Source organism: Martelella sp. AD-3, from assembly GCF_001578105.1.
Taxonomy (GTDB): domain Bacteria; phylum Pseudomonadota; class Alphaproteobacteria; order Rhizobiales; family Rhizobiaceae; genus Martelella.
The window spans coordinates 3,113,537-3,140,020 of the sequence record NZ_CP014275.1 but is presented as its reverse complement, the minus strand read 5'-3'; the positions used below and the strand labels follow the sequence as shown (position 1 = coordinate 3,140,020).

Below are 26,484 nucleotides of genomic sequence, written 5' to 3'. Positions count from 1 at the left end.
GGGGTTTTTTCTCTTTTGTCCAATTCTCATTTCGGCTGCGATGCTCTAACGTCCAGCAAAGACAGAGTGAAGACGGGCATCGCGCCCGGCAACCGGGCGGACGAATGGCGAACTGGGTTTACGGTTTCGGTTTCAGCGAGGCGGAAGAACACGAGATTGACCGGGATCGACTGGGCGGCAAGGGCGCGAGCCTCGCCGAGATGGCGCGCATGGGATTGCCCGTGCCCCCCGGACTGACCGTGGTCTCCGATGTCTGCCGTTATTTCTACGAGCACGGCAAGACCTTTCCGGACGGACTGAAGGACGAGGTCTCGGAAGGTTTGGCGCAGGTCGAACGGGTGACCGGCAGGCTCTTCGGGCGCAGCAAGCATCCGCTGCTTCTGTCGGTGCGTTCAGGCTCCAGGGTCTCGATGCCCGGCATGATGGACACGGTGCTCAATCTTGGCCTCAATGACGAGACGGTTCAGCTTCTGGCCGAAGATACCGGCGATGCCCGCTTTGCCTGGGACAGCTATCGCCGTTTCATCCAGATGTACGCCGATGTGGCGCTGGGGCTCGATCAGGAATTCTTCGAGGAGCTCCTTGAGGACCGACTGTCCGAGCTCGGCCATGCCTATGAGACGCAACTGACGGCCGGCCAGCTGGAAGACGTGGTCGCAAGCTACAAGGAACTGCTTGAGGAGGAACTGGGCTCGGCCTTTCCGCAGGACCCCTATGAACAGCTCTGGGGCGCGATCTCGGCGGTCTTCTCAAGCTGGACCAGCGCCAGGGCGACGACCTATCGCGCCCTGCACAACATCCCCTTCGAATGGGGCACGGCCGTCAACATCCAGGCGATGGTGTTCGGCAATCTCGGCAATGATTCGGCCACGGGCGTGGCCTTCACCCGCAACCCCTCGACCGGCGAGAAGGCGCTTTACGGCGAATTCCTGGTCAATGCCCAGGGCGAGGACGTGGTTGCCGGCATCCGCACGCCGCAAAGCGTGACCGAGCCTGGCCGCATAGCCTCGGGCGGCGAGAAGCCGTCTCTGGAAAAGCTGATGCCGGAGGCTTTCGGCGAGCTCGAGACCGTTTCGGCGAGGCTCGAGCGTCATTACGGCGACATGCAGGACATGGAATTCACCATCGAACGCGGCAGGCTCTACATGTTGCAGACGCGCGCCGGCAAGCGCGCGGCGGGCGCGGCGATGAAGATCGCCATGGACATGGCCGACGAGGGGCTGATCACGCGCGAGGAGGCGATCATCCGCGTCGACCCGGCAACGCTCGACCAGATGCTGCATCCAACCATCAGGCCGGGCTACAAGGGTACCCAGATCGGCTCCGGCCTGCCGGCGTCGCCCGGGGCGGTCACCGGCGAGATCGTGTTCACTGCCGAGGCGGCGATCTCCGCCCATGCGGAGGGCCGCAAGGTCATCCTCGTGCGCACCGAGACGAGCCCGGAGGATATTCACGGCATGACGGCGGCGATCGGCGTGCTGACCACGCGCGGCGGCATGACAAGCCATGCGGCGGTGGTGGCGCGCGGCATGGGCGTGCCCTGCGTGACCGGCGCGGGCAATATGCGCGTCGACCGCTTCGCCAATATTCTCCACGGGTTGAACGGCGCGATGCTGCATCCCGGCGACACGGTGACGATCGACGGCGCCACCGGTCGGGTGATGAAGGGCGCGGCGCCGACGCAGAAACCGGCGCTGTCGGGCGATTTTCAGCGGCTGATGGAATGGGCCGACGCGGTGCGCCGCATGAAGGTGCGAACCAACGCCGATACGCCGGGCGATGCCCGCGCCGCGCGCGATTTCGGCGCGGAGGGCATCGGGCTCTGTCGCACCGAACACATGTTTTTCGACGGCGGCCGCATCCGCATGATGCGGCGGATGATCCTGGCGGAAACGGAGGAGGGCAGGCGCGAGGCGCTCGACCAGCTCCTGCCCATGCAGCGGGCCGATTTCGAGGAACTCTTCACCATCATGCACGGCCTGCCGGTGACGATCCGCCTGCTCGACCCGCCCTTGCACGAGTTCCTGCCGAAGACGGCTGACGAGGTGGCGGATGTGGCCGAGGCGCTCGGCATGGAGACCGACAAGCTGCGCCACAGGCTCGACGCGCTCTACGAATTCAATCCCATGCTCGGCCATCGCGGTTGCCGGCTGGCGATCTCCTATCCGGAGATTGCCGAGATGCAGGCCCGCGCGATCTTCGAAGCCGCGATCGCGGCTGCCCGCGCGACCGGAGAACCGGTCGTCCCGGAGATCATGGTGCCGCTTGTGAGCCTGCGCGCCGAGCTTGAATATGTGAAGGGGCGAATAGACGACGTCGCCCATGCGGTGATGGAAGAAAGCGGCATGGCGATTTCCTATCTCGTCGGCACGATGGTGGAGCTGCCGCGCGCGGCCTTGAGGGCGCATGAGATCGCCGAGACGGCTGCCTTCTTCTCGCTGGGCACCAACGACCTGACGCAGACGACCTTCGGGCTTTCGCGGGACGATGCGCCGGGCTTTCTCGGAACCTACCAGAAGAAGGGCATCATCGAGCGTGATCCGTTCATCTCGCTCGATTTCGACGGCGTGGGAGAACTGATGCGGCTTGCCACCGAGCGGGGCCGGCAGACCAAGCCGGATCTTCAGGTCGGCATTTGCGGCGAACATGGCGGCGATCCGGTGTCGATCCGCTTCTGCGAAGGTCTCGCGCTCGACTATGTGTCCTGCTCGCCTTTCCGCGTGCCGACCGCGCGGCTTGCCGCGGCCCAGGCGACCGTCAGGCAGGCAGAGGAGAGGGGCAAATCTCAGCCCTGAAGCCGGTAGCGACCGGCAATAAGAGGCGGGCCGTCCGTCAAAACGCTGCCGCGCTCGACCAGCGCCTCAAGGTGGGCGAGCACGGAAAGCGCGGCCGCGCCGTGCAGTTTCTCGCTGGTGGTGCGGTAGATTACCTTGACCATTTCGGCGATCGTCTCGTCGCCGGCCGCAAGGCGCTCGAGGATTGCCCGCTCGCGCATCAGCCGGTGCGAACGGATGCCGCGGACAAAGCCGTGGGCGCCGGCGACCGGCCCGCCATGGCCCGGCAGGTAGACGCTCTCCGGCCGCGCGAGAAGCTTTTCGAGAGAGGCCATATAGTCGCCCATCGATCCGTCGGGCGGCGCGACGATGGTGGTCGACCAGCCCATCACATGGTCGCCGGAGAAAAGATAGGGCGTGCCTTCCAGCGCGAAGGAGAGGTGGTTGGCGGTGTGGCCCGGCGTGTGGACGGCCTGCAGCACGAAGCCGTCGGCTTCGAAGCGCCCGCCGTCGGCCAGCGTGATATCCGGGGCGAGCGCCGTGTCGGAACTCTCGGCAAAGGGGTTCTCCTCGCCGTCGTGCAGGGGACGGGCGGCGCGGTGGGGCGAGAAGGCGAGGATCGGCGCGCCGGTTTCGGCCTTCAGGCGGTGGGCCATCGGCGTGTGGTCGAGATGGGTGTGGGTGACGGCAATCCCGGCGACCTTTCGCCCGTCGATCGCCTTCATCCAGATGTCGAAATGTCCCGCGATGTCCGGACCGGGGTCGATGATCGTGAGGGACCGGTTGCCGAGCATGTAGCCGTTCGTGCCGTGCGCGGTGAAGGGCGAGGGGTTTTCTGCCGTCAGCCGAAAAATGCCGTCCGCGATCCGGACAGCGCGGCCATAGGCCGGGTCGAATGCCTGTTGCGATTGCGCCTCTCGCATTCTCACTTTCCTCCCGCAGCGTTCCGTGGCCGCCGATGCCCCCTATCTGACATCGAACCGGCAAATTGCAAGGCCGCCGAAGCCGGCTTCAGACTTTCCGGGCGGCAAAAACACTGACCGTCGCCCGATTTAGCCGTTGTCGCCCGGCAAGAGCTTTGATAAGAGGCTTGTCGTTCCACGGCGCAGGCGCGCTGCGAGGACATGCTGGGGTGTAGCCAAGCGGTAAGGCACCGGTTTTTGGTATCGGCATGCGCTGGTTCGAATCCAGCCACCCCAGCCATTTCGGTATACAAGTCATTGAAATTTAATATAGTTCCGTGTTTATCACTCGGTTCTCGCGCTGCCGTGTCACACAATGCTGTATCGCAAACGGCATCAGTCTGCTTCGGACCGGGTCGAAGCCCCTGCCTGTAATCGCCGATGTTTCCCTTCCAGGATCACGAGAGCCGTCATGGAGCAATCTCTAGCTTGGCAACCTTGTCGCCGCTGAGGACGAAGACGTAGCGCAGGTCCACCGGGCTGCCGGGAAAATTGCCGACGAGACGGCTGGTGATGACGAAGCGGCCGTTTTCTTCCGTCATCGCGAAGGGCTCGACGGTGTAGGTGTATTTCGTCGAGGCATTGGCCATCCACTGCCGGATGGCATCGCGGCCTGTGTATGAATTGCCTTCATCGATGACGGTGGCGTCTTCCGTGAAGCATTCCGAAATCGCCTGCGCATTGCCCTTCTTGTCGGCCGAAAAATAGGTGTCGATGACCTTCGGCAGTTCGATACTCATGATGGTTCTCCTGTTACGTGGTTGGAGCGTGTTGCCGGGAGGCTTCTCCCGGCGGCACGTGGGTTGAAACAAAGGCGCAGGTTCAGCGCCGGCTGCCGACGTCGCCGCTCGAGCTCTTGGTCCTGGCGGAAATCTGGGCCTTCGGTACGAAAGTGAGCGCGGCCACAGCGTCGACAGGCTCGGGATCGGCAAGTTCGCCGCGTCCCTCGAAAGAGGCGTCGAGCAGGTTGCGAAGCGACCTGTTGGTCTCCATTGGCAGGAAGGAGATCATGCACACCTCTTCCAGCGAGGCGCTCTCCGCCACTTCGATGAGCTCTTCCTTCAGATCCTCGCGGGTGTAGCTGATGATGTAGTTGTAGTCCTGATCGAGGGTGTAGAGCTTGGGCTCACACATGCTCGCGGGCACGTCGCTGTCCTTGAAGTTCCAGAGGAACTTGGCTGGACCACCAACCACCGGACCGCCGAAGACCAATTGCTTGGCGATCAGCGCATCGAGGATGCGGTAAGCCTGCGCGGTTTGTTCGGCACTGATGAAAACCTGATAATACTGCATTTTTCTCATTCCGTTGCTGTTCGACCTCAATTTATGGCTTTGACGGCGTACGGATAAGCGGGATAAAGTGAGATGGGGAATTTCGGATTTCGGGATAATGGCGATCTACAGGCTGAGTGATTTCGACGCTGTTCTCGCGGTCAGCCGCAGGGGCTCGTTTCGCGCCGCAGCCCTTGATCTCGGCATGTCGACGAGCGCGCTCAGCAACGCGATTGCAAAGCTGGAAGAGCAACTGGGCGTGCGCCTGTTCAACCGCACGACGCGCAGCGTTTCGCTGACGGATGCCGGACGGAAGTTCGTCGATCAGATGAGCCCGGCGCTCCGGGACATGCACCAGGCGCTCGATACGGCGCGCTCGCAACAGGAGACGCCGACGGGCGTGTTGCGCATCAACACATTCGCGACCGCCGGGCGCGAGATCCTCTCACCGCTGATCCTGGAGTTCATGCGCCGGTTTCCGCAAGTCCGGATCGATCTTGTGACCGAGGGCAATCTTGTCGACATCGTCGCCGACGGTTTCGATTTCGGGGTGCGCAGCGAGCCGCTGGTGCCCACCGACATGATCGCGATTCCCTTGGGACCGCCGCGACGCCACGCGGTTGTCGGTGCGCCGGCCTATTTTGAAAACCGCGCGCCGCCGCAGAAGCCATCGGACCTGAGGGCGCATGATTGCATCCGCACCCGTCTGCCGAACGGCGCGATGCTGCGCTGGCAGTTCGAAGCCGAAGGGCGGCCGGTACATGTGGATGTGGACGGGCCGATCACCATGGATGAGGCGAGCCTTGCGCGCCTGGCGGTGCTGGAGGCGGTCGGCATCGGTTTCTTCATGGAATCGGATGTGCGCGAAGATATCGAGGCCGGCCGGCTGGTGCGGGTGCTCGTCAAGTGGACGCCGCCACTTTCGCCGCTCTGCCTCTATTATCCGAGCCGGCGAAACCCGCCGGCGGCCTTCAAGGTGTTCGTCGATCTCGCGCGCGAACTGGCGCGTTCGGCGCGCGGCCGCTGATATCTTGGCCGGCCGCGCGGCGGTCAGGTCCGGAGAATTCAATCAAGCCGCGTCCACCCGACAGCACGCGTTTCCGGACGGAAGACCGGTACCCACTCTCCTGGAGCACTCAAGCGTTTGGTCAACGCCTCCGCATCGGGAGAGACGTCCTTCCAGAACATGTCCTGTTTGAAGTGGTCGGGATGGGCCATTGGGCCCGGCCCGAAACGGATCGGGATCAGCCTTCGCTGGCCTCTGAAAAGATCGCCCAGCTCCGGCACAAGATCTCACGCTTCAGGATCGAGCGGAATGAGCCCCGAATGCAGGGCGAGCTGTCTCTGCCCCTCCGGCGAAAGCAGGCATCTGCGCCGGGTCAACTTTCTCCCGGGGCAGATTGTTGGCACGGCGAAGAACCATTGCATGTCCGCCGTGCCTGGGTTTCGGCTGTCGCAAGCCGTTAGCGAAGGCTCTCCGAACCGCGCATGTCGATGGCGATGGAACATTGGGCATGCAGGGCGGCGCAAGAGGGCCGCTACATGGCCGATCGCGTTCTTGCGGGCATCCTGCTGCTCGTGACCCTTGTCTACGGCATGATCGCCTTTCCCGGACGCGCTCTATGCAAGCCGAACGATCAGCGCGTCGCGCGGTGGCACGGCGAGCCTGCCGTCTCTCAACGAGGCTTCGTCGCTGCCCCAGAATACCTCTGCGCTGCTCAAGGCCCGGCCGTCGCCATCGGAAAGCGTCGCCGTCTGATGCCGGCGCGTGGCGTTGATGACCCACAGATAGCGCCCGGAATCACTCTCATGAAGGCGTATCTGCAGGGCCGGATTGGTGCACAGCGTATGCCGCGTCTTGCCGGAGAAGGCGAAGCAGCGCGCGAAATAGCGTTTCCCCGCCTCCGACTGGTCGCGGTAATAGCCGACCGAGGGATGGGTGCCGACGAGCAACGTGCGGCCCTTGCCGAACGCGTTCTCGACGATCGCGATCCGGCCGTCATCAAACCGCGCCAGTTCGCGGCCCTTCGTCACGGTGTAGGACTGCAGGAAGCCGCCGCCGGTGGTCGAAACGCCATCGAGCGTGAAGCGGATGCGGTCGCCGATATCCGGCATGAACTCGACCTCGTCCTCGCGGACGCCGAAGACGGCGTCGAGCCCGTTATTCGGCTGCACCGTGCCGACCTTGCCGCGATCGCCGAAATAGCCCGGGCAGGCTTCCGACACCAGCATGCCCCCGGCCTTCACCCATTCGGCCAGTTTTGCGGCATTCTCGCTTGTCAGCATGATGGGGTAGGGGAAGTAGAGCGCGTCATAGGCGTCGATATCCTCGATATGCACCCAGTCGGCCTGGATGCCATTGTCGAAGAAACCGCGATAAGCGCCCCACATGGCCTCCCTGTAGGTCTCGTAATTGCCCTCACGGCTCAGGAGGTAATCCCAGGCCTGCGCCTCCGGGGCGACCAGGATGCCGATCTCGCCCTTCACCGGCTTTGCCGCCAGAAGCGGTTTCTGCTCCGGCGCATTGGTCCATTTCGCGATCGTCGAGGCCATGTCGGAGCGCGGCGTGCGCGAACCATCCATGCCATAGGAACCGAAGGCCCCGAACAGCGGACCGTCGAGCAAAGGCCGGTAGCGCAGGTTCAGCATGCCGCGCGCGCCGCCGGCAAACGACGTCAGCGACCACACCCGGATATCCTCGGGCTCGGCGACGCGGCCATCTTGCCTGTCGCGCCCGACGACCTGCGGCTGCATCCACAGCGGCCCGCCCTGCCGCTCGGCATGCCAGAACGGCTTGCCGCGGGCGGCGGCGCGGTTGAGGTCGGCGGCATAGAAGCTGCGCCAGGACTGGTTGCCCTTGCGCGCATGGACGAAGGTATAGCCGTAGACCTCGACCTTGGAGGCGGCGAGCCAGTCATCCGACCCGCGCGCGGCCATATCGGGAATGGCTCCCGCCACGCCATGGGCAGCGATCAGGCAATCGCTGTCGACGGCGCGGATCGTATCGATGCGGAATTGCATCTGGCCATAGTAATTCTCGCGCTTGAAATCGAGCCAGTCGAGGCATTCCGGATAGGGCGCGATCTGGCGCGGCGGCTCGATATCGTCCCATTCGGCATAGGAGTAGCGATACCAGGCCTTCGCCAGCGTATCGAGATCGCCATATTTTTCCTGGAGCCAGACGCGGAAGGCGGCCTTGGTGTGCGGATTGTAGTCAACGGAGGGCGCGTAGTTGCACTCGTTCCAGACATCGTAGCCGAGCAACCCCGGATGACCCTTGTAGCGGGTCGCAAGCGCCGTCAGGAAGGCACCGGCGGCTTCCTTCACCTCCGGGCAGTTCATCGTCAGCGAACCGGCGCCGCCGCCGTTCGGCGCGAAGCCGCCGGTCGCCGCAGAAACGCCCATGATCGCCGGAAGCTCGCTGCCATCGGCGCGCATCTGCCGGGCATGGGCGAACTTGCGATAGGCCCAGTCCGGCACCGTGTGGGTCAGTTCGGCAATGATGGTCTTGATGCCATTTTCGGCGGCGAGGTCCATCTGGCGGTCATATTCTTCCCAGTCGTAGAAGCCGGGCCGGCGCTCGATCGCGCTCCACATGAACCAGTGGCGGAACACATTCAGCCCATCCTCGGCGGCGACGCCGTAGTCGCGCTCCCAGTCCTCGCGCGGCGGATTCGACTTGCGGAAATAGACCGCCCCGAACGGCGTCTGCATCGGTATTTTCGTCATGATGTCCTCACAGATTTGGCAAAACGCGGTCACACGATTTCAATCTCCCCCCTTGAGGGGGAGATGTCGCGACAGCGACAGAGAGGGGTAAAGCACCCCCTCCAATTCCGAGTTCGCGGCTGAGGGTTCATCCCCCTCTGCCCCTTTCGGGGCATCTCCCCCTCAAGGGGGGAGATCGAAAAGTCACAACCCCGCCAGCGCCTCCAGCGTCCGGATCAGCGCCGAATGGTCCTTGTCGCCGTCGCCGCGGGCAATCGCGGCGTTCATCAACTGCTCTGTCGCGGCGGCGTTCGGAAGCGCGAGGCCGATATCCCGGGCGGCGTTGACCGCGAGCGCCATGTCCTTGCGGTGCAGGCGAATACGAAAGCCGGGATCGAAGGTGCGCTCGATCATCCGCTCGCCATGGACCTTCATGATCGTCGAACCGGCGAAGCCGCCCATCAGCGCCTCGCGCACCTTCGCCGGATCGGCCCCTGCCTTCTTCGCAAACAGCAGGCCTTCCGCCACCGCCTCGATCGTCAGGCCGACGATGATCTGGTTGGCGACCTTGGCGGTCTGGCCGTCGCCGACCGGGCCGACATGGGTGATGGTCTTGCCCATTGCCTCAAACAGCGGCTTGCCGCGCTCGAAATCGGCATCCGAGCCGCCGACCATGATCGTCAACGCCGCGTTCTTGGCTCCGACCTCGCCGCCGGAGACCGGCGCATCGAGATAGCCACAGCCCTTTGCCGCGATCTTTTCGGCGAAAGCCTTGGTCTCCACAGGCGAGATCGAGCTCATGTCGATGACCATCTTGCCCTCGGAAAGACCGTCAGCCACGCCGTTCTCGCCGAACAGAACCGCCTCGACAGCCGGCGTGTCCGGCACGATGGTGATGATGATCTCGGCGGCTTCCGCGACCGCCTTCGGCGTGTCGCAGGCGGTGGCGCCCTTTTCGACGAGGAACTCCGAGACCGGCTTGACCCGGTTGACGAACAGGTCGTGGCCGGCATCGATCAGGTGCGCCGCCATGGGACGGCCCATGAGGCCGAGGCCGATAAATCCGATTTTCATGTGATCCTCCTTAAAGCCAGGGCTTCATCCAGCCGAGGCCCTCGGTTGTGCCGGCCGAAGGCTTGTATTCGCAGCCGATGAAGCCGTCATAGCCTTCCGCGTCCAGCATATTGAAAAGATAGGGATAATTGATTTCGCCCGTGCCCGGCTCATGGCGGCCGGGATTGTCGGCGAGCTGCACATGGGCGATCTTTGCCTTGAGCCGCCGGTAGGTTTCCGCAAGGTCGCCCTGCATGATCTGGGTGTGGTAGATGTCGTACTGGATGAACAGGTTGTCGGAGCCAACCGCCTCCAGAATGCGCTCGGCATGATCCGTGGTCGAAACGAAGAAGCCCGGAATGTCACGCAGGTTGATCGGCTCAAGCAGCAGCTTGACGCCGGCATCGGCGAGACGCGGCGCGGCGTATTTCAGGTTCTCGACCAGCGTCTGCTCGAGCGTCTCGGAAGCCACGCCCTCCGGCGCGATGCCGGCAAGGCAGTTGATCTTGGGGCAGCCGAGCGCCTTGGCGTAGGAAATCGCCGTGTCCACGCCCGCCTTGAACTCCTCCACCCGGTCCGGCAGGCAGCCGATGCCGCGCTCGCCACCGGCCCAGTCGCCGGCCGGCAGGTTGAACAGCGCCTGTTTGACGTTGGCGGCCTTCAGCGCGGCGGCAACCTCTTCCTCCGGGAAGTCATAGGGGGCGACATATTCGACGGCCGGAAACCCGTCACGAGCGGCCGCGGCGATGCGGTCGAGGAATGGCAGGTCGGCGTAGAGAAACGAAAGATTGGCGGCAAATTTCGGCATTCGAAAACTCCTCAGGCGGTAAATCTGGTTCGGTGCAGCATGCGCTTGTTGCGCGGGTCCGGGTTGGGCACGGCGGAAATCAGGCTGCGGGTGTAGTCTTCCTCCGGCGCGGTGCAGATCTGCTCGGCGCTGCCGAGTTCCACCAGCCTGCCCCGGTGCATCACCGCCACCCGATCGCAGAAATAGCGGACCACCGAAATGTCGTGGGCGATGAAGATGTAGGAGAGGTCGAGGCGCTTCTGCAGGTCGAGCAGAAGATCGAGGATCTGCGCCCGGATCGAGACGTCGAGCGCGGACGTCGCCTCATCGGCGATGATCACCTTCGGGTCGAGCGCCAGCGCCCGGGCAATGCCGATGCGCTGCCGCTGACCACCCGAAAACGCATGCGGATAGCGCTCCATGGCGGAACGGTCGAGGCCGACGAGTTCGAGCAGGTCGCCGACCTTCTGCTCGATCTCCCGGCCCGACAGCTTGCCCTGCACGACGAGCGGGTCGGCAACCACCTGCCGGACCGTCATGCGCGGATTGAGCGAGGCGAACGGGTCCTGAAAGACGAGCCGGACCTGGCTATGGAAGTTGCGCAGCCCCTGCTTGTCGAGCGTCGTTACCTCGGTCTCGGTGCCATCGCCGGGGCGGTAGATGACCGATCCGGAAGTCGGATCGAGAACGCGGAGAATGAGCCGGCCCATCGTGGTCTTGCCCGAGCCGCTTTCCCCGACGATACCGAGGTTCTCCCCGCGCTTCAGGTCGAAGGAAACATCGTCCACGGCCTTCAGGATAAACCCCTTCTTGCCGGCGCCAGCGCCGAACACCTTGGTGAGATTGCGCACCGACAGCACGACATCGTCCTTCGCAGCCTCTCGGGCTTCGTCCGCCACGCGCGGCTTTTCCAGACGCACGGTCGATGACAGAAGCTGGCGGGTATAGGGATGCTTCGCGTTATAGAAGATCTCGTCCACCGGGCCACGCTCGACGATCACGCCGAAGCGCATCACCGCCACCTCGTCGGCCACTTCGGCGACAACGCCGAGATCGTGGGTGATCAGCAGCATGGCCATGCCGCGTTCCACCTGCAACCGCTTGATCAGGTCCAGGATTTCGGCCTGGGTGGTGACGTCGAGCGCCGTCGTCGGCTCGTCGGCGATCAGGATATCAGGGTCGCAGGCGAGCGACATGGCGATCATCGCGCGCTGGCGCATGCCGCCGGAGAACTCGAAGGTGTAACGGTCGATCATCGCCTCCGGGTTCGGGATTTCCACCTGCGACAACAGGTTGATCGTCTCCGCCCGGGCCTCCGCCTTGTTCATGTGGCGGTGCAGCCTGAGCGCCTCGATGATCTGGTCGCCGATGGTGTGGACCGGCGAAAGCGAACTCATCGGCTCCTGGAAGATCAGCGAGATCCGGCCGCCGCGGATGGCGCGGATCTCCTTGCCCTCATCCGGCAGCGCGTGGATATCGACAGGCTTGCCATCGGTATCGAGCACGATCGTGCCGCTGGTAATCCTTGCGGCCCTGTCGACGATCTTCAGGAGCGAGCGCGCCGTCACCGACTTGCCGGAGCCGCTCTCGCCGACGAGTGCGAGCGTCTTGCCGCGGTGCAGATCGAAGGTCACGTCACGGACGGCATGCAGGATGTGCTGGCGCAGGTGAAAATCAATCGACAGGTTCTTCACCTGCAGCACCGCGTCGCCGAAGCCTGCATGATCGTGAACGATGGTCTGGGGTGTCATCATTGTCGTCGCCTCAGCTATCGTAAGGGTCGGCGGCATCGCGCAGGCCGTCGCCGAGGAAGTTGAAGGAGAGCACCGCGAGCACGACCGCGCCAGCCGGCCAGATCAAGAGCCACGGCGCCGTCGAGATGGTGCGGATATTCTGCGCATCCTGCAGCAGCACGCCCCACGAGACGACCGGCGGCTTCAGCCCGACGCCGAGGAAGGACAGCGCCGTTTCCGCGACGATCATCGTCGGCAGCGCCAGCGTGACGACGGCGAGAATGTGGCTCGTCAGCGACGGCAGGATGTGGCGGAAGATGATCCGCCGCTCGTTGGAACCGTCGAGCCTCGCGGCGGTGACGAAATCGTCGCCACGCAGCGCGAAGAAGCGTCCGCGCACCTCGCGGGCAAGCGATGTCCAGCCGAGCAGCGACACGATCAGCGTGATCAGGAAATAGACCTTGAGCGGCGCGAGCGAGACCGGAATGGCGGCGGCAAGGCCGAGCCAGAGCGGGATCGTCGGCATCGCCGAAATAATCTCGATCAGGCGCTGGATCAAAAGGTCAACCCATCCGCCGTAGTAACCGGACAACGCCCCCATGATGACGCCAAGCATAAGGCTGATCGAGACGCCGATCAGGCCGATCGACATCGATACGCGTGTTCCGTAGATCACCCGGCTGAACAGGTCGCGACCGAGCTTGTCGGCGCCGAGAAGGTAGAACGGATCGTTCGCCTTCAGCGGACCGATGAGGTGGATGTCGGAGGGAATGAGGCCCCACATCTTGTATTTCGGGCCATGCACGAAAAAGCCGATCGGCACGACCTTGGTATCGTCGACAACGAAGGAACGGCGCAGCGAGGCCTGGTCGATGGTGACGCTGTAGCCCTTCACATGCGGCAGGAACTTGCTGTCGCCGTTCTCGTCCTTGACGAAGAAGGAAATCGTCTGGGGCGGGGCGTAGGAATATTGCGGACGGGCCGCCTGCGCGAGGTTCGGCGCAAGAAATTCCGCAAAGATGCCAATCAGATAGAGACAAAGGATGACAACCCCCGCGAAGATCGCGAGCTTGTCCTTGGCGAATTTGTGCCAGATCAACGTCCACTGGCCGGCAGCCGCGTCGGACTCGCGGGTGACGCCCTTTTTCAGCGGCGTGATTGCGGGACGGTCGAGCGCGTCGTCATGCGTCGGCTGGTGGAGCGCGGTTTCCTGGAAGATATTGTCGCTCATTGGTCAAACCTTATCCGGGGATCGAGCATGGCGAGCAGCAGGTCGGATACCAGCATGCCGATCAGGGTGAGAACGCCCATGAGGAGAATGAAGGAGCCGGCGAGATACATGTCCTGCGAGATCAGCGCGCGCAGGAGCAGCGGGCCGGCGGTCGGCAGGTTGAGGACGATCGCGGTGATGGTCACGCCGGAGATCAGGTTCGGAAGCACCCAGCCGATCGCCGAGACGAAGGGATTGAGGGCGATGCGCACCGGATATTTGAGCAGCGCCTTGGTCGGATGCAGGCCCTTGGCGCGGGCGGTGACGTAATAGGGCTTGTTGAGCTCGTCCGTCAGGTTGGCGCGCAATATCCGGATCAGCGAGGCGGTGCCCGCCGTGCCGATCACGACGACCGGGATCCACAGATGCGCCAAGAGGTCGAAGAGCTTGCCCCATGACCACGGCGCATGGGCATATTCCGGCGAAAACAGACCGCCGACGCTCTGGCCCATCACCTTGTAGGAGAAATACATCAGCGTCAGCGCCAGGATGAAATTCGGGATCGCAAGGCCAAGAAAGCCGAAGAAGGTGAAGACATGGTCGCCGAGCGAATGGCGCTTGACCGCCGAGTAGATGCCGATCGGCAGCGACACCGCCCAGACGAACAGCAGCGAGGCGACGGAGACGGCAAGCGTCGCGCCCATGCGCTCCCAGATCAGTTCGCTGACCGGCCGCTTCCACTCGAAGGACTGTCCGAAATCACCGTGCAGCAGAATGCCGGAAATCCACTTGTAATACTGGACATAGATCGGGTCGTCGAAGCCATAGATTTCCCTCAACCGCGCGATTTCCGTCGGGTCGAAGGCCTGGCCGCTGTCGCTCATCGAGGCGATCAGCGAGGTGACATAGTCGCCCGGCGGAAGCTGGATGATGACAAAGGCGATGATGGAAATGCCGAACAGGGTCGGGATCATGTATATGATCCGCATGATGATATAGCGCAGCATCAGGGTCCTCCCGTCCTTACGGTTTCAGACACTATCATGACCAGCGGACCTCGACCGTTTCCAGAAGTTCGATTTCGGGAACGTCGACCTCGACCGTGTCGCCCGTTGTCCGGTATTCGGCCGTCTTGCCGGCGATCAGCAGCTGCGCATCCCGGACGGACTGGCCCTCGGGGATCGCGATCGAGACCGTGTGCGGACCGACCGGATAGATCGACCGCGTCGGCCCCTTGAACATCATCGGATTGGTGAGGTTGAAGAGCAGAACGGCGAGCGTATCGCCGCTCTCGCGCACCGCGATATCCAGCACCGAGTGCCCGGAGACGCTGACGCGCGGCGTGCCGCCCATTGCCCAGCGCACGGCATTTTCGATCAGCCGCTGGTGGTCGGCGGCGAGCACCTGCCAGAAGATGCCGCCGATATTCCACGGGATATAGACCGTGCGGCCGCCAGCATCGGTTTCGCGGGTGACGACCGCAGCGCCGCGCGGCTCCTCCCGGGGGTAGACTTCCTCCATTGGCAGATCCGGGAAATCCGGAATGCTGACAAACGGCGTCTGGACGCCTTCAACGATTTCGACCTCAGCAAGCTTTGTGCCGCCGATGATCCGGCCGGCGCCTTCATAGCCCTGATTGAGCGGGTGATCGCCGGAAAGGACGATGTAGCTGTTCTTGACCGGCCCGCGCGCAAGCGCTGTCCGCTTCACGCCGAAAACATCGCCAAGCGCGAATGCGTCGCGCGCATTGCCGCTTTCATCGCGCATCGCCGTTTCATGGGCGGCGATCAGGCTGCCGCCGCGCGCGGCGTAGTCGCGCAGAAGCGCGCACTGGGTATCGGAAAGATTGGAGGCGTTGGCGAGAATGACCAGCTTGAAGCGATCCAGGCTTTCCGCCGTCATCGCCTCGTCCGAGAGGAATTCGAAGGGCAGTTTCGCCTCGATCAGCGCGTGGTAAAAGCCGAGATCATCGGTTTCGGCCTGACGGCGCTCGTCGCGCGCCCAGTTCTTCAGCGTCGTCGTCGGGTCGATGAGCGCGATTTCGGCGGTCGGCGTGGTGGCCCCGAGCATCGCCTGGAGCTTCTCGTGCTTTTCGAAACCGGCGGCGACCGGGGCGACCCAGCGCTCGTCCGGCACCACGCCGTTGAATTTCGTGAACCAGGGCAGCATGCCGTGGGTGACGCCGTTGGCGATCCAGCTTTCGATTTCCGCCCCGGTGGTGACGGAATCCTTCCAGCGATATTCCTCCTCGGGGCCGATCGAGGTGATCAGCACCACGGGGCGGTCGCGGAAGGTGGCGCGCATCCGCTTGGCATTGCGGCCGGCAAGCCAGATCGGCTCCAGCCCGCGCCGGCCCTGATGGTCGACGACCAGGAAGGGGCAATGCTTCTCGATCAGGCCGATATCGAATTCCATCAGCGATTCACCGCCCATATTGGGAATGAAGCTCGCATGCGGGCGGATCGCCTTGACGTCATTGTCCCAGGCGATGACCATGCGGGTCAGCACGTCGCGGCGCCAGCCCGACCATGCCCGCCATGCGGGATCGTTGACGTCGCTGGTCATCGGCAGGTCGAAGCCGGTGGCGCCCTTGAAGCGGGTCTTGCAGCTCTCGCAGTAGCAAACGCCATGGCCCTGCCAGCGATTGGCGAAGATCGCGTCGATATCGTAGTCGCGGGTGATTTCCTTCACGACCTGCGGCATGAACTTATTGTTGTAATCGCCATAGGCGCAGGTCACCCAGACATCGGGAAAGGCCCAGTGGCGGCGGGGTTTGCCGTCCTTGTCGACGGCGATCCATTCGGGATGCGCATCGGCGGCATCCTGATGGATGGCGTGCGGATCGACCCGGGCCATGACATGCATGCCGAGCGATCGCGCCCCGTCGACGAGGCGGCCGAACGGATCGGTGTCGCCGAGATATTTGCTGACATAATGCAGCGGAACCTTGGACGGGTAAAAGCCGATATAGCCGCCGGCGGAAAGGCAGACCGCGTTGGAACGGGTGCGTTGGAACACATCGATCCAGAAGTCCGGATCGAACTTGACCGGATCGTTCTCGACCAGCGTGAGCTGGGTCCAGCGGGTGGCGGTCCTGTACCAGTCCGGCGTTCTGAGATTGGCGGCTGCGATCGGGTCGATGGGCTTCATGTGTCGGGTTCCGCTGGAGCGCGTCCAGGAAATGTGGATACCGGTTTTCCGTCCGGACGCGCGTAAAGACAAAAAGATGGAGCATTGCCGGTGATCCGGTTTTCGCCGGAATGCTCCAGGTAAAGCGGGGCTGGCGCCGGCCCGTGGAGGAACGGGCCGGCCCTTGGTCGGTCGAAGGTGACAGATGTTTCTGCCGATCAGTTCTTGAAGAACTGCTCCGGCGCCGACGGTCCGGGCGTCGGCCAGCCGAACGAGTTCGGCATGACCGGCATGGTGTTGACCATGTCGTTCTTGATCACGCCGTAGCCATCCGGCGGCAGGCTGACGCCGAAGACAAGGAACTGGTCGGCGGCATTGTTCAGGATTTCCAGCATGATCTCGTGCTGCTTGTCCTGATCGCCGGTGGCCAGCAGTTTCTTGTAGAGCGCCTGCTGCGCCTTCACATCTTCCGGCGGTTCGATGGCGGCATCATTGTCCGGCTGGTTGAAGTGCAGGGCCCAGCCCTGGGCATAAAGCGCATTGGTGTTGAACGGCACGAAGTAGCGCGGGTCGAGCATCGCCGCGACGCCGCTGTTTGCGCCGAACTGGTGGGCCGTGGCGTCAAACTCGCGGCCATGGCGCACACGGGTTTCCCAGAGCGAGCGGTCCATGGTGCGGATCTGCGCATCGATGCCGACATCGCGGAAGTTGGGAATGGCAAGCTGGAACATGTCGAGGAAGGTGGTGCGCACCTGATCGATCTCGAAGATGATCGTCACGCGCCGGCCTTCGGAATCAAGCCGGAAGCCCTCGCTGTCCTTCTCCGGCAGGATCTCGTCCAGGATCGCATTCGCTTTTTCCGGATCGTATTCCGTGTACTGCTTGGCGAGCCGCTCGACATAAAGCGGATCGCCTTCCACGATCGAAGGCTGGGCCGGCGCGCCCTGTCCGACGAACACCGCCTCGATCATCGACTGACGATCAATGGCGTGGGACAGCGCCACGCGGAAATCGCGGTTGTTGTAGAGCGCGTTCTTGACCGGATCGGTGTGGTTCAGGTTGAGCTGGAACACCATCACATTGGCGGCGGTTTCCTTGAGCGTATAGAAATGGAAGTCGCCGCTTTCCTGCGCATCGTAGAGCACCGGCTTGTTGGCGGGCGTCGCGATATACTGGTCCATCATGTCGACCTCGCCCTGAAGCGTCTTCAACAGAAGCACTTCCGGATCGCCGACCATCTGGTAATTGATCTGGTCGAAATAGGGCAGTTGCGTGCCTTCGGTATCGACCTTCCAGTAATAGGGATTGCGCACGGCGACGGCCCGTTCGGTGTCCTCGCCGGGCGCGATCGTGAACTTCCAGGCATTCAGCGTCGGACGGTTGGAGTTCTGGAAGAAATCATTGTCCTGCTGCACGCCGCATTCGCGCTGGAACAGCGCCACCCAGCTTTCATAGCCGCGCTCCTTGGCGAGCGCGTTGGCATCCGGATTGTACTTGATATGGAATTGCTTGAGGTAATGCTTCGGCGTGCGGGTGATCTGGTCCTGCTGCGCCCAGGCGAGCTGCTGGGCGAAGAAGCCGTTCGGCTGCGCGAACTTGACCTTGAAGGTCTGTTCGTCGACCACTTCCAGTTCGGCAATTGATCCATCGGTCGAATACCAGAAAGCCTGATCGCCGATGGTCAGTTCCGGGTTCTGGAACACATCCTCATACCAGAACTGGACATCCTCGGTGGTGTAGGGCTCGCCGTCCGACCATTTCATGCCCTTGCGCAGCGTGAAGGTATATTCGGTGGAATCCTCGTTGACCTTAAAGGATTCGGCGACATTGGGCGTGACGCCCGACCAGTCGGGCGTGAAGCGCACCATCGGCTCATAGCCCTGATAGCGCACCAGCATGGAAAGCGACCCGCCGCCGACCAGCGCATGGTTCCATGTGCCGCCCTGCGTGCCCGGCTGATCGCGGGGCGTGATCACCAGCGGGTTTTCCGGCAGGCGTTCGGCGACCGGGGGAAGATCGCCGGCCTGAACCGCTTCTTCCAGATTGGGCGACTTGTATTCCATTTCGGCCCAGGCGGGCAGCGCCAGCAGAGCGGCAAACGCCGTCCCTGCCGCGAGAAAAGCTCTGCGGCTCAAATTCCTCATGGATTTTCCTCCTACTGTCGATGCTCCGTTATCCTTCATCGACTAACAAATAGCTTGAAATAGAAGTTTTGTTATGTAAAGCGTTAGGTAAATTTTTTTGCGACGTCGGAATTTCAGCCAGAGCCGCGGCATTGCTCCGGGGCCGTTCAAAGGCGAATGAAAGGAAAGGTGCGGTTTGGCGCGGATAACCATCCAGACAATCGCGGAGGAAACGGGACTCTCGAAATTCGCCGTTTCGCGCGCGCTCTCCGGCAAGAGCGGGGTCAGCGAGGCGACCCGCATGAAGGTAGCCGAGACGGCCGACCGGCTCGGCTACCGCAGGGCGACATCGTCCTCCAGGCTCCTCGGCGTTGTTTTCGACGACAATGATGTGACCAACACGGAATTGCACATGCAGATCCAGAACGGCGTGCAGCGCGAAGCCCAGATACTGGGTTACGCGTTACGCATCCGCAGCACCCGCAACGGGGTGGAACTGGAGGCGATGGCAAAGGAATGTAGCGGCATTCTGATTGTCGGGCTGCACAGCCAGGAGAACCTCAAACGATTGCATCATGCCGACATTCCGATCGTGCGCAACAGCTGGCTGGAGCCGCTGGAGCCTGTCGACCAGGTCGGTGCGACCGACCATGAGGCCGGATCCGCCGTCGGCCGTTTTCTCCTGAAGCTTGGCCATCGCCGGATCATCTATGTTCACGGCGATCCGAGCTATCGGGGACGCATGGAACGGCTTTACGGATTGCGCGAGGTTTGCGAGCGCGAGCCCGGCGTCGTTCTGCATGACCTCATTACGGAAGAGGGGCGGGATTTCGGCGAGGCCTTCGACCGGCTGGCGGCGGCGGATGAAAAACCGACCGCCTTTTTCTGCGCCCATGACGGTCTGGCGCTGACGGTGATTTCCGAGCTTCTGGCGCGCGGTTACCGGATCCCGCGTGATGCGTCCGTGGTCGGCTTCGGCGACTATTCCGCTGCCCAGCAGATCCTGCCGCAACTGACCACGGTGAAGGTGCCGGGCGTCGACATCGGCAGGATGGCGACGCGGGTCCTGCACCAGCGCATCACCAACCAGGATTTCCCCGACTGTCCGCTGCGTCTGCACGTTCCCTGCCGCATCATCGAGCGGCAGTCGACCGGCCCGGCTCCCGCCTGACGGTTCCGGCAGGCCGTGCGCCTGTTTCCGGCTGGCGAAACGCCGTGTCTTGAAAGGTGCGGAGCAGGCCCCGCGCCCGCTAGACAGGGTCGCACCCGCATTTCAAGGAGAGGAAAAGGCATGTCCGGGACGATCAGGCGCAGGGATTTTTTTCTGAAGACGCGCGATGGCGTGCGCATTGCGGTCCGAGAGGTGTTCGATGCGGCAGCGGGCACGCCGGCGCGCCCGATGATCCTGATGCACGGGACCCGCATTCCCGGGCTCTCTGAATATGATCTCGATGTCCCGCACGGTTCGCTTGCCGCCGATCTCGCCGCGCGCGGCCATCGCTGCTACATCGTCGATGCGCGCGGCTTCGGCCGGTCCGAGCGTCCGGCGGAGATGGACCTGCCGCCGACGCCGACGAAGCCGCTTGTGCGCACGCTCGAGATCGTCCGTGATCTGGAGGCGGCGGTCGACCACCTTTGCGCGGTATCAGGCTTTTCCTCGGTCGGCCTGTTCGGCTGGGGCGTCGGCGGCACCTGCGTCATGGCCTTTGCGGCATTGTGGCCGGAAAAGGCGAGCCACCTCGTTCTCTACAACATGGTCTACGGCGCCGCCGGCGGGCATCCGAAGTTCTGCCACGGCTCGCAATGGGAGGATCCGGCGCGACCGGGCCATTTCAACCGGCCGCATTTCGGCAACTACACCTTCAACGCGGTCGACATGCTGACCCGCGACTGGGACCGGCAGATCCCGATCGAGGACAAGACCGCCTGGCGTGATCCGTCGATCGTCAGGGCCTTCGAACAGGCTCTGATCGACGGCGACCCGACGGCGAGGGACCGCGATCCCCCAACCTATCGCAGCCCCAACGGCATGCTGGAGGATCTTTTTCTGATGGGGATCGGGCACAAGCTGGTCAACGCCAACCAGGTTTACGCCCGGGTCATGATTGTCCGTCCGGAGTTCGATACGCTCAGCCGGAAGGACGATATGGATGCCCTCGTCGGCGACCTGATCAATGCCGGGGAGGTGTTTTACTGGGAGCCGAGCGGCACCACGCATTACATCCTTTTCGACCGGCCCGAGCACGGGCGCGATGCGATGCTTGCGGAAATGGAGGCATTTCTGGCGCGGTGAGGTATTTCGCCAGACGAAACGGGCTCCGCGGGCCGTTTCCATCTCAGGTCGCGGTTGCTAGGCAAGGCTATCGGGAGAAGAGCGAACCGTTACGAGGGAGACGGTACGGTTCGCGTGTTTTGGAGGAAAACATGAAAACAGCAGATCTCATTCTTGGAACGACCGTCCTCGGGCTGTCGGTAGCGGTATCGCCATTCGCCGCCTTCGCCGCGAACTGCCCGGACGGCTATCCCGCAAAGCCGATCCAGATGCTCGTCGGCTACGGCGCGGGCGGCGGCTCGGATGCGATTGCCCGCTCCATCGCTGCCGAGCTGGAGGCGCAGCAGGGCTGGACCGTTATTGTCGACAACAAGCCCGGCGCCGGCGGCGGCGTGATGTCCGCGACGCTCATGAACATGAAGCCGGACGGCTATGCCGTCGGCGTGGCGGCCACCGGTACGGTGGCGCTCAATCCCTACGAGAATGCCGATACGCCCTATACCTATGAAAGTTTCGACTATCTGGGCACGGCGATGCAGATCAATTACGGCCTGGTCTCCCTGGTCGATCGCCCCTACGAGACGCTCGATGAATTCATTGCCTTCGCCAGGGACAATAACGGCGCGACGATTTCCGTCGGCGGCAAGAGCCAGGAAATCCTGGTCGATCAGCTTGCGAAGCACTACGACGTCAACCTCATCGCCGTTCCGAGCAAGGGGGCTGCGGATGCGCTGCAGTCCGCGCTTGGCGGGCATGTGGACGCAACCACCCAGGGCACCCAGCACGTCCAGCAGATCAAGGCCGGCGCGATGAACCAGCTCGCGTCACTGACCGATGCGCGCACGCCCTATGCGCCCGACTCCCCGACGCTGATCGAGGGCGGGCTGGAAGCGACGATCGAGGGTCAGACGATCTTCATGGTGCCCACGGGCCTCGATCCGGCAATCAGGACGTGTCTCGAGGAGGCGCTCGACGAAGCCGTCAACTCGGACGGTTACGGCGAACTGATGACGCGGCTCGAGAATGAACCGCTCAATCTGGGGCCCAAGGGCACCACAGACAAGATCGCGAAGAGCGCCCAGTTCTACAAGTCGTATCTCGGCAAGTAACCTGGAGCGCCGTGCGTCCATTCGGACGCACAAAGGATGCTCTAACCTATTGAATCTACGCATCGTGCTTTCCGGAGATCGATTCCGATTTTCGGGCCGATGCGCTAGCAGAAAGGGGCGCTGTTCAATGTATTTTGAACGCCTGATCGGGGGAGCCAGCATCGTTTTCGGCGGCTTCCTCCTTTTTTTCCTGATTCCGTTGCAGGTCACGAGCCAGCCGGGGCCGATTGATCCCTCGCTGTTTCCGAAGATTGCGGCATGGCTGTTCATCCTTCTCGGCCTTGTCCAGCTTTTCGCCAGGGCGCAGCCGGTAAATTTCGGCTGGTATGAGTTTGCGCGTCTCGCGGCTCTCGCGGCCCTGGTGCTCGCGGCCGCGTTCGTCATGCCGCTCGCGGGTTTCCTGCCGTCGGCAATTGCGCTGATGGCGGCCGTGTGCGCCTTCATGTTCGAGCGACGGTATGCGTGGCTGGCTGTCACGATCGTGCTGGTCCCGGCGGCAACATGGTTCGTTTTCGTGATCGTGATGGGTCGTCCATTGCCGTCTATTCCCTTCTGAGAGCAAGCCCATGCCTGACTTGACCACGATTATCGGCGGGCTGACCGACGCCCTGACCTTCACCAACCTGCTCTACATCATCCTCGGCGTGGCTGTCGGCCAGATCGTCGGGGCAATCCCCGGCATGACGCTGCTGATGGCGCTGGCGATTGCCATTCCGCTGACCTACACGCTCGATACGCTGACGGCGCTCGCCTTTCTCATCAGCGTCAACAAGGGCGGAACGGTAGGCGGCGCGATCCCGGCGATCCTGATCAACACGCCCGGCACGCCCGAGTCAGCGGCAACCGCGCTTGACGGTCACCCCATGGCCAAAAACGGCAAGCCGATGAAGGCGATGAAATACGCGCTCTACTATTCCGTCTTCGGCGACCTTTCGAGCGACATCGTGCTGATCACGATTTCGGCGCCGCTCGCCCTTGTGGCGCTGCGCATGGGGCCGATCGAGATCACCGCACTGATGATCCTCGCCTTCACGGTCATCACGGGTCTGGTCGGCACTTCGATGACCAAGGGGCTGATGGCGGCGGCGCTCGGTTTTCTGTTCGCCTCGGTCGGCATTGATCCGGCCATGGGCACGCCGCGCTTCACCTTCGGCATGCTCGATCTCTATGACGGCCTGCCGCTGACGGCAATGTCGATCGGGCTTCTCGCCGTTTCGGAAATCTTCCGCCAGATCGCAGCCACCACGCGCGCCACGAGCACGGCCTCGCCGATCCGCGTACGCTCGGACAATCCGGAAGACAAGGGCGTGACGCTGAGCGAGCTCCTGGCCAACAAATATGTGGCCATCCGCGCCTGGGCGATCGGCACGGTCATCGGCGCCATTCCGGGGCTCGGCTCGGCGACGGCCGGCTTTCTGTCCTACTCGGTCACCAAGCAGCAGGCGAAGGATCCCGAGAGTTTCGGCAAGGGTGACCCGCGCGGCATCGCGGCTTCGGAGGCGGCCAATTCGGCGGTCGTTGGCGCCAATCTCATTCCGTTGCTGACGCTCGGCATTCCCGGCAATATCGCCGCCGCCCTCCTGGTCAGCGCCTTCATCATCCACGGCGTTCAGCCCGGTCCGCTTCTGTTCGAGGAGCAGGGAAGGCTGATCTACGGGCTCTTCGGCGCCATGCTGATTGCCAATTTCTGCAATCTCGGCGTCGGCCAGATCGGCATGCGCATCTGGTCGCTGGCAATCGCGGCGCCCAATTCCGTGGTCTATCCGACGGCCCTGCTGCTCTGCACCACCGGCGCCTACGTTACAACGGGCGGCATGTTCGGCATCTACATCATGCTGGCCTTCGGCGTGCTGGGCTATTTCATGCAGCAGTTCGGCTTTTCCGTGGTCGCCTTCATCATCGGCTACGTTCTGACGCCGGAGCTGGAATCGAAACTGGTCCAGTCGATCCTGATCAGCCGGGGCGACCCCTGGGTCGTGCTGCAGCATCCGATCGCGCTCGTTCTTCTGGCGCTGTCGGTCGTCTCTATTGTCTATCTCGGTCCGAGGAAGCGGAAGAACAAGGATCCGGAGCCGGTGGAGGACTGAGCGTCCCGATCCTCGCTCAAGGACGTTTCGATGCGCCCGGCGGAGTTCCTCCCCGGGCGCATTCGCGTTGCGGGGCATAAGGCGCGCAGTGCTCAAGCCAGGTCGGGTTTCGGAGGAGCCGTCCAAGCGTGGCGGCGGCGGACCGGGAGCGATGATGACGGTCAATCGCATTGCGCATCATGTGACGCCGAAAAAGAAAGCCGTGCAGGTGATCCGGAGATCATCTGCACGGGGCTTTCTTCTTCGGCATGCCCATGCGTGCCGGGGCAGGTTCAGGCCGGCCGGACCCTTCCGAGACCGCGCCGGTTGAGGATGAAGGCGGCGATGACGACCGGCGCCATGATCGCCAGTCCGGCAGCCAGAAGTTCCAGATCGCCGAACCCTGGAACGGCTTCGCCCGGAAGCGCGATCAGCACCGCGCCGACAAGCAGCGGAAGCCGCAGCACCCAGACATAGGGACGGTCGGAAAAGACCGGACCGATGCCCATGATGTAGCCCTGGACGCCGCTTGCGAACATCCACACGCCGAAAAGGGCAAGGCCCGAGGAGAGAAGGATGCTCTGCCAGCCCGCATGCCCGATCAGCGCCGGATCGAACACGAAGAAGAACGGGATGAAATAGACGATGCTGCCGATCTTCATCGCCTCGAAACCGGTGCGCATCGGCGGGGTCTTGGCAACCGAGGCGGCGGCGAAGGCGCCGAGCGCCACCGGCGGCGTGATGAAGGACAGCATGCCCCAGTAGAAGATGAAAAGATGCGAGGCCATCGGGTCGAACCCGACCTGGATCAGCGCCGGGGCCAGCATCACGGCCAGAAAGATGTAACAGGCCGTCGCCGTCATGCCCGTGCCGAGGACAAGGCTTGTCAGCGCGCCCATGATGAGCAGAAGCAGGGGCGAATCGCCTGCAATGCTCAGAAGGTCGTTGACGAGCGTTCCGGCAAGCCCGGTCATCGACAGTCCGCCGACGATCATGCCGACGGCGGCAAGCGTTGCGGCGAGCGTGGCGAAGAGACGGCCGAGGCTGTCGATGAAATGCAGCAGTTCCTTGCGTCCCCAGCGATCGGTCCTGGAGACGATCTGGTTGACGGCCAGAAGCGCCGCCGTCGCATAGAACGGCGCGTATTGTTCGTTTTTCAGAACGAGCAGCATGACCGTCAGCAGCGCGAAGGCGAAGACATGGTGCCAGCCTTCCTTGAGCGTCTGTTTCAGGTCCGGCAGTTCCTCGGCGGAAAGGCCGCTCAGACCCTCGCGCGCGGCGCGCGCGTCGATCTGGATGAAAAGGCCGAAGAAATAGAGCGCGGCGGGAATGGCGGCGGCAAGGGCTATCGTCGCATAGGGCACCTGCAGAAAATCCGCCATGACGAAGGCGGCCGCGCCCATCACCGGAGGCATCAGAACGCCGCCGGTCGAGGCGCAGGTCTCGATGCCCGCGGCGACCGTGCCCTTCATGCCGACCTTGCGCATGGCCGGAATGGTCATCACGCCGGTCGTCAGCACATTGGTGACCACGCTGCCGCTCAGCGACCCCATCAGGCCGCTGGAAAGGATTGCAACCTTGGCCGGACCGCCGCGCACATGGCCGAGAAGCGCGAAGGCGAGATTGATGAAGAAACGCCCGGCGCCGGTATGTTCAAGCGCCGCGCCGAAGACGACGAAGCCGAAGACGAGGTTCGCGAAGGCCTTCAGCGGAATGCCGAGAATGCTTTCAAGGCTCATCGCGTGATAGGCCGCCACATACCTGAACGGCGAGCTGAAGGCCGAGATCGGTCCCGGCAGCTTGTCGGCAAACAACGGATAGGTCGAGAAGAAGAGGACGATCATGCCGAGGATCAGCCCGCCCGCCCGCCGGCCCGCGTCCAGCATGACCAGCCAGAGAACCGCGCTGGCAAAGACGGCGGCGGATGGCGGCGACATTTCCCAGCCGAGGAGCACGATGTCGTAGGCATGGAAAATGAAATAGCAGAGCGTCACGAATGTGATGACCGCGAGCGCCCAGTCGAGCACGCCCGGCGTCTGCCGGCGAGGGGAGCGAAAACCGGGTATCAGAAGAAAGACCATCGGGATCGCGAGCGCCAGCACGGCGTAGAAATACTGGTTTTCCAGCAGGGTCATATGAAAGCGCGACCCGAGGTTGAAGGTCTGGTTGATGCCGAGGAGCAGAAGCAGGACCGTCAGGATGCGCACGACGGCCGATGTCAATGAGGCGTGGCGGCGGGCGGAAACCGCCTCGCCTCCCTGCGTGTTGTTGTCTATGACCGGCATG

General features: G+C 63.2%; 19 protein-coding genes and 1 tRNA gene. 8 read left to right on the top strand and 12 right to left on the bottom strand.

Going from position 1 to position 26,484, the window contains the following annotated elements:
* Window positions 1-104 precede the first annotated feature (104 nt).
* Window positions 105-2,795 carry a pyruvate, phosphate dikinase gene (gene ppdK, locus AZF01_RS14570; protein WP_024706692.1) on the top strand — a complete coding sequence of 897 codons (2,691 nt, stop codon included), beginning with the start codon at window positions 105-107 and terminating at the stop codon, window positions 2,793-2,795.
* On the opposite strand, the gene AZF01_RS14565 is transcribed toward ppdK, so the two are convergent.
* The gene (locus tag AZF01_RS14565) at window positions 2,786-3,697 is read right to left on the bottom strand and encodes an MBL fold metallo-hydrolase (RefSeq protein WP_024706691.1); all 912 of its coding nucleotides are present in this window, start codon (window positions 3,695-3,697) and stop codon (window positions 2,786-2,788) included. The genes ppdK and AZF01_RS14565 overlap by 10 nt on opposite strands.
* Window positions 3,698-3,902: 205 nt before the next feature.
* Here AZF01_RS14565 and AZF01_RS14560 point away from each other — a divergent pair.
* Window positions 3,903-3,977: transfer RNA gene (locus AZF01_RS14560), tRNA-Gln, on the top strand.
* A gap of 169 nt (window positions 3,978-4,146) precedes the next feature.
* On the opposite strand, the gene AZF01_RS14555 is transcribed toward AZF01_RS14560, so the two are convergent.
* Together AZF01_RS14555 and AZF01_RS14550 are read right to left on the bottom strand one after the other, a co-directional pair.
* A complete protein-coding gene (locus tag AZF01_RS14555; protein WP_024706690.1) occupies window positions 4,147-4,476 on the bottom strand; it encodes a nuclear transport factor 2 family protein in 330 nt (109 codons plus the stop codon).
* A gap of 82 nt (window positions 4,477-4,558) precedes the next feature.
* On the bottom strand, window positions 4,559-5,029 hold the full coding sequence (locus AZF01_RS14550) for a hypothetical protein (protein WP_024706689.1): 471 nt from the start codon (window positions 5,027-5,029) through the stop codon (window positions 4,559-4,561).
* Between the two features lie 97 nt (window positions 5,030-5,126).
* Here AZF01_RS14550 and AZF01_RS14545 point away from each other — a divergent pair, with 97 nt between their 5' ends.
* Window positions 5,127-6,035 carry a LysR family transcriptional regulator gene (locus tag AZF01_RS14545; RefSeq protein WP_024706688.1) on the top strand — a complete coding sequence of 303 codons (909 nt, stop codon included), beginning with the start codon at window positions 5,127-5,129 and terminating at the stop codon, window positions 6,033-6,035.
* Window positions 6,036-6,628: 593 nt separating this feature from the next.
* Here AZF01_RS14545 and AZF01_RS14540 read toward each other — a convergent pair.
* From AZF01_RS14540 to AZF01_RS14505, 8 genes are all read right to left on the bottom strand, one after another.
* The gene (locus AZF01_RS14540; RefSeq protein WP_024706686.1) at window positions 6,629-8,737 is read right to left on the bottom strand and encodes a beta-galactosidase; all 2,109 of its coding nucleotides are present in this window, start codon (window positions 8,735-8,737) and stop codon (window positions 6,629-6,631) included.
* A 183-nt stretch (window positions 8,738-8,920) separates the two neighbouring features.
* Complete coding sequence (locus AZF01_RS14535) at window positions 8,921-9,790, bottom strand: 2-hydroxy-3-oxopropionate reductase (protein WP_024706685.1); 870 nt, start codon at window positions 9,788-9,790, stop codon at window positions 8,921-8,923.
* A 10-nt stretch (window positions 9,791-9,800) separates the two neighbouring features.
* Window positions 9,801-10,577, bottom strand: coding sequence for a hydroxypyruvate isomerase (hyi, locus tag AZF01_RS14530; RefSeq protein ID WP_024706684.1), 777 nt, complete (start codon window positions 10,575-10,577; stop codon window positions 9,801-9,803).
* Window positions 10,578-10,588: 11 nt separating this feature from the next.
* Window positions 10,589-12,310, bottom strand: coding sequence for an ABC transporter ATP-binding protein (locus AZF01_RS14525; RefSeq protein WP_024706683.1), 1,722 nt, complete (start codon window positions 12,308-12,310; stop codon window positions 10,589-10,591).
* 10 nt (window positions 12,311-12,320) lie between these two features.
* Entirely contained in the window at window positions 12,321-13,520 is a 1,200-nt protein-coding gene (locus tag AZF01_RS14520) for an ABC transporter permease (RefSeq protein WP_024706682.1), read from the bottom strand.
* Window positions 13,517-14,506 carry an ABC transporter permease gene (locus AZF01_RS14515; protein ID WP_024706681.1) on the bottom strand — a complete coding sequence of 330 codons (990 nt, stop codon included), beginning with the start codon at window positions 14,504-14,506 and terminating at the stop codon, window positions 13,517-13,519. The genes AZF01_RS14520 and AZF01_RS14515 overlap by 4 nt, the downstream gene beginning before the upstream one ends.
* 34 nt (window positions 14,507-14,540) lie before the next feature.
* The gene (locus AZF01_RS14510; RefSeq protein ID WP_024706680.1) at window positions 14,541-16,649 is read right to left on the bottom strand and encodes a family 10 glycosylhydrolase; all 2,109 of its coding nucleotides are present in this window, start codon (window positions 16,647-16,649) and stop codon (window positions 14,541-14,543) included.
* A gap of 197 nt (window positions 16,650-16,846) precedes the next feature.
* Complete coding sequence (locus AZF01_RS14505) at window positions 16,847-18,772, bottom strand: ABC transporter substrate-binding protein (RefSeq protein WP_024706679.1); 1,926 nt, start codon at window positions 18,770-18,772, stop codon at window positions 16,847-16,849.
* Window positions 18,773-18,947: 175 nt separating this feature from the next.
* Between AZF01_RS14505 and AZF01_RS14500 the strand changes: the two genes are divergently transcribed.
* From AZF01_RS14500 to AZF01_RS14480, 5 genes are all read left to right on the top strand, one after another.
* Window positions 18,948-19,922: a LacI family DNA-binding transcriptional regulator gene (locus tag AZF01_RS14500; protein ID WP_081725678.1), complete on the top strand. Its 975-nt coding sequence runs from the start codon at window positions 18,948-18,950 to the stop codon at window positions 19,920-19,922.
* Between the two features lie 120 nt (window positions 19,923-20,042).
* Entirely contained in the window at window positions 20,043-21,044 is a 1,002-nt protein-coding gene (locus AZF01_RS14495; protein ID WP_024706677.1) for an alpha/beta hydrolase, read from the top strand.
* Between the two features lie 131 nt (window positions 21,045-21,175).
* Entirely contained in the window at window positions 21,176-22,132 is a 957-nt protein-coding gene (locus AZF01_RS14490; protein ID WP_024706676.1) for a tripartite tricarboxylate transporter substrate binding protein, read from the top strand.
* Window positions 22,133-22,181: 49 nt separating this feature from the next.
* On the top strand, window positions 22,182-22,688 hold the full coding sequence (locus tag AZF01_RS14485; protein ID WP_152534443.1) for a tripartite tricarboxylate transporter TctB family protein: 507 nt from the start codon (window positions 22,182-22,184) through the stop codon (window positions 22,686-22,688).
* Window positions 22,689-22,698: 10 nt separating this feature from the next.
* Window positions 22,699-24,219 carry a tripartite tricarboxylate transporter permease gene (locus AZF01_RS14480; protein WP_024706674.1) on the top strand — a complete coding sequence of 507 codons (1,521 nt, stop codon included), beginning with the start codon at window positions 22,699-22,701 and terminating at the stop codon, window positions 24,217-24,219.
* A 272-nt stretch (window positions 24,220-24,491) separates the two neighbouring features.
* On the opposite strand, the gene AZF01_RS14475 is transcribed toward AZF01_RS14480, so the two are convergent.
* Window positions 24,492-26,483: a TRAP transporter fused permease subunit gene (locus tag AZF01_RS14475; RefSeq protein ID WP_024706673.1), complete on the bottom strand. Its 1,992-nt coding sequence runs from the start codon at window positions 26,481-26,483 to the stop codon at window positions 24,492-24,494.
* Between the last annotated feature and the right edge of the window lies 1 nt (window position 26,484).

Excerpts from the sequence above, each read along its gene's own strand:
- ppdK (WP_024706692.1), top strand. The coding sequence starts at position 105 with ATGGCGAACTGGGTTTACGGTTTCGGTTTCAGCGAGGCGGAAGAACAC.
- AZF01_RS14565 (WP_024706691.1), bottom strand. The coding sequence starts at position 3,697 with ATGCGAGAGGCGCAATCGCAACAGGCATTCGACCCGGCCTATGGCCGC.
- AZF01_RS14555 (WP_024706690.1), bottom strand. The coding sequence starts at position 4,476 with ATGAGTATCGAACTGCCGAAGGTCATCGACACCTATTTTTCGGCCGAC.
- AZF01_RS14550 (WP_024706689.1), bottom strand. The coding sequence starts at position 5,029 with ATGCAGTATTATCAGGTTTTCATCAGTGCCGAACAAACCGCGCAGGCT.
- AZF01_RS14545 (WP_024706688.1), top strand. The coding sequence starts at position 5,127 with ATGGCGATCTACAGGCTGAGTGATTTCGACGCTGTTCTCGCGGTCAGC.
- AZF01_RS14540 (WP_024706686.1), bottom strand. The coding sequence starts at position 8,737 with ATGACGAAAATACCGATGCAGACGCCGTTCGGGGCGGTCTATTTCCGC.
- AZF01_RS14535 (WP_024706685.1), bottom strand. The coding sequence starts at position 9,790 with ATGAAAATCGGATTTATCGGCCTCGGCCTCATGGGCCGTCCCATGGCG.
- hyi (WP_024706684.1), bottom strand. The coding sequence starts at position 10,577 with ATGCCGAAATTTGCCGCCAATCTTTCGTTTCTCTACGCCGACCTGCCA.
- AZF01_RS14525 (WP_024706683.1), bottom strand. The coding sequence starts at position 12,310 with ATGATGACACCCCAGACCATCGTTCACGATCATGCAGGCTTCGGCGAC.
- AZF01_RS14520 (WP_024706682.1), bottom strand. The coding sequence starts at position 13,520 with ATGAGCGACAATATCTTCCAGGAAACCGCGCTCCACCAGCCGACGCAT.
- AZF01_RS14515 (WP_024706681.1), bottom strand. The coding sequence starts at position 14,506 with ATGCTGCGCTATATCATCATGCGGATCATATACATGATCCCGACCCTG.
- AZF01_RS14510 (WP_024706680.1), bottom strand. The coding sequence starts at position 16,649 with ATGAAGCCCATCGACCCGATCGCAGCCGCCAATCTCAGAACGCCGGAC.
- AZF01_RS14505 (WP_024706679.1), bottom strand. The coding sequence starts at position 18,772 with ATGAGGAATTTGAGCCGCAGAGCTTTTCTCGCGGCAGGGACGGCGTTT.
- AZF01_RS14495 (WP_024706677.1), top strand. The coding sequence starts at position 20,043 with ATGTCCGGGACGATCAGGCGCAGGGATTTTTTTCTGAAGACGCGCGAT.
- AZF01_RS14490 (WP_024706676.1), top strand. The coding sequence starts at position 21,176 with ATGAAAACAGCAGATCTCATTCTTGGAACGACCGTCCTCGGGCTGTCG.
- AZF01_RS14480 (WP_024706674.1), top strand. The coding sequence starts at position 22,699 with ATGCCTGACTTGACCACGATTATCGGCGGGCTGACCGACGCCCTGACC.
- AZF01_RS14475 (WP_024706673.1), bottom strand. The coding sequence starts at position 26,483 with ATGCCGGTCATAGACAACAACACGCAGGGAGGCGAGGCGGTTTCCGCC.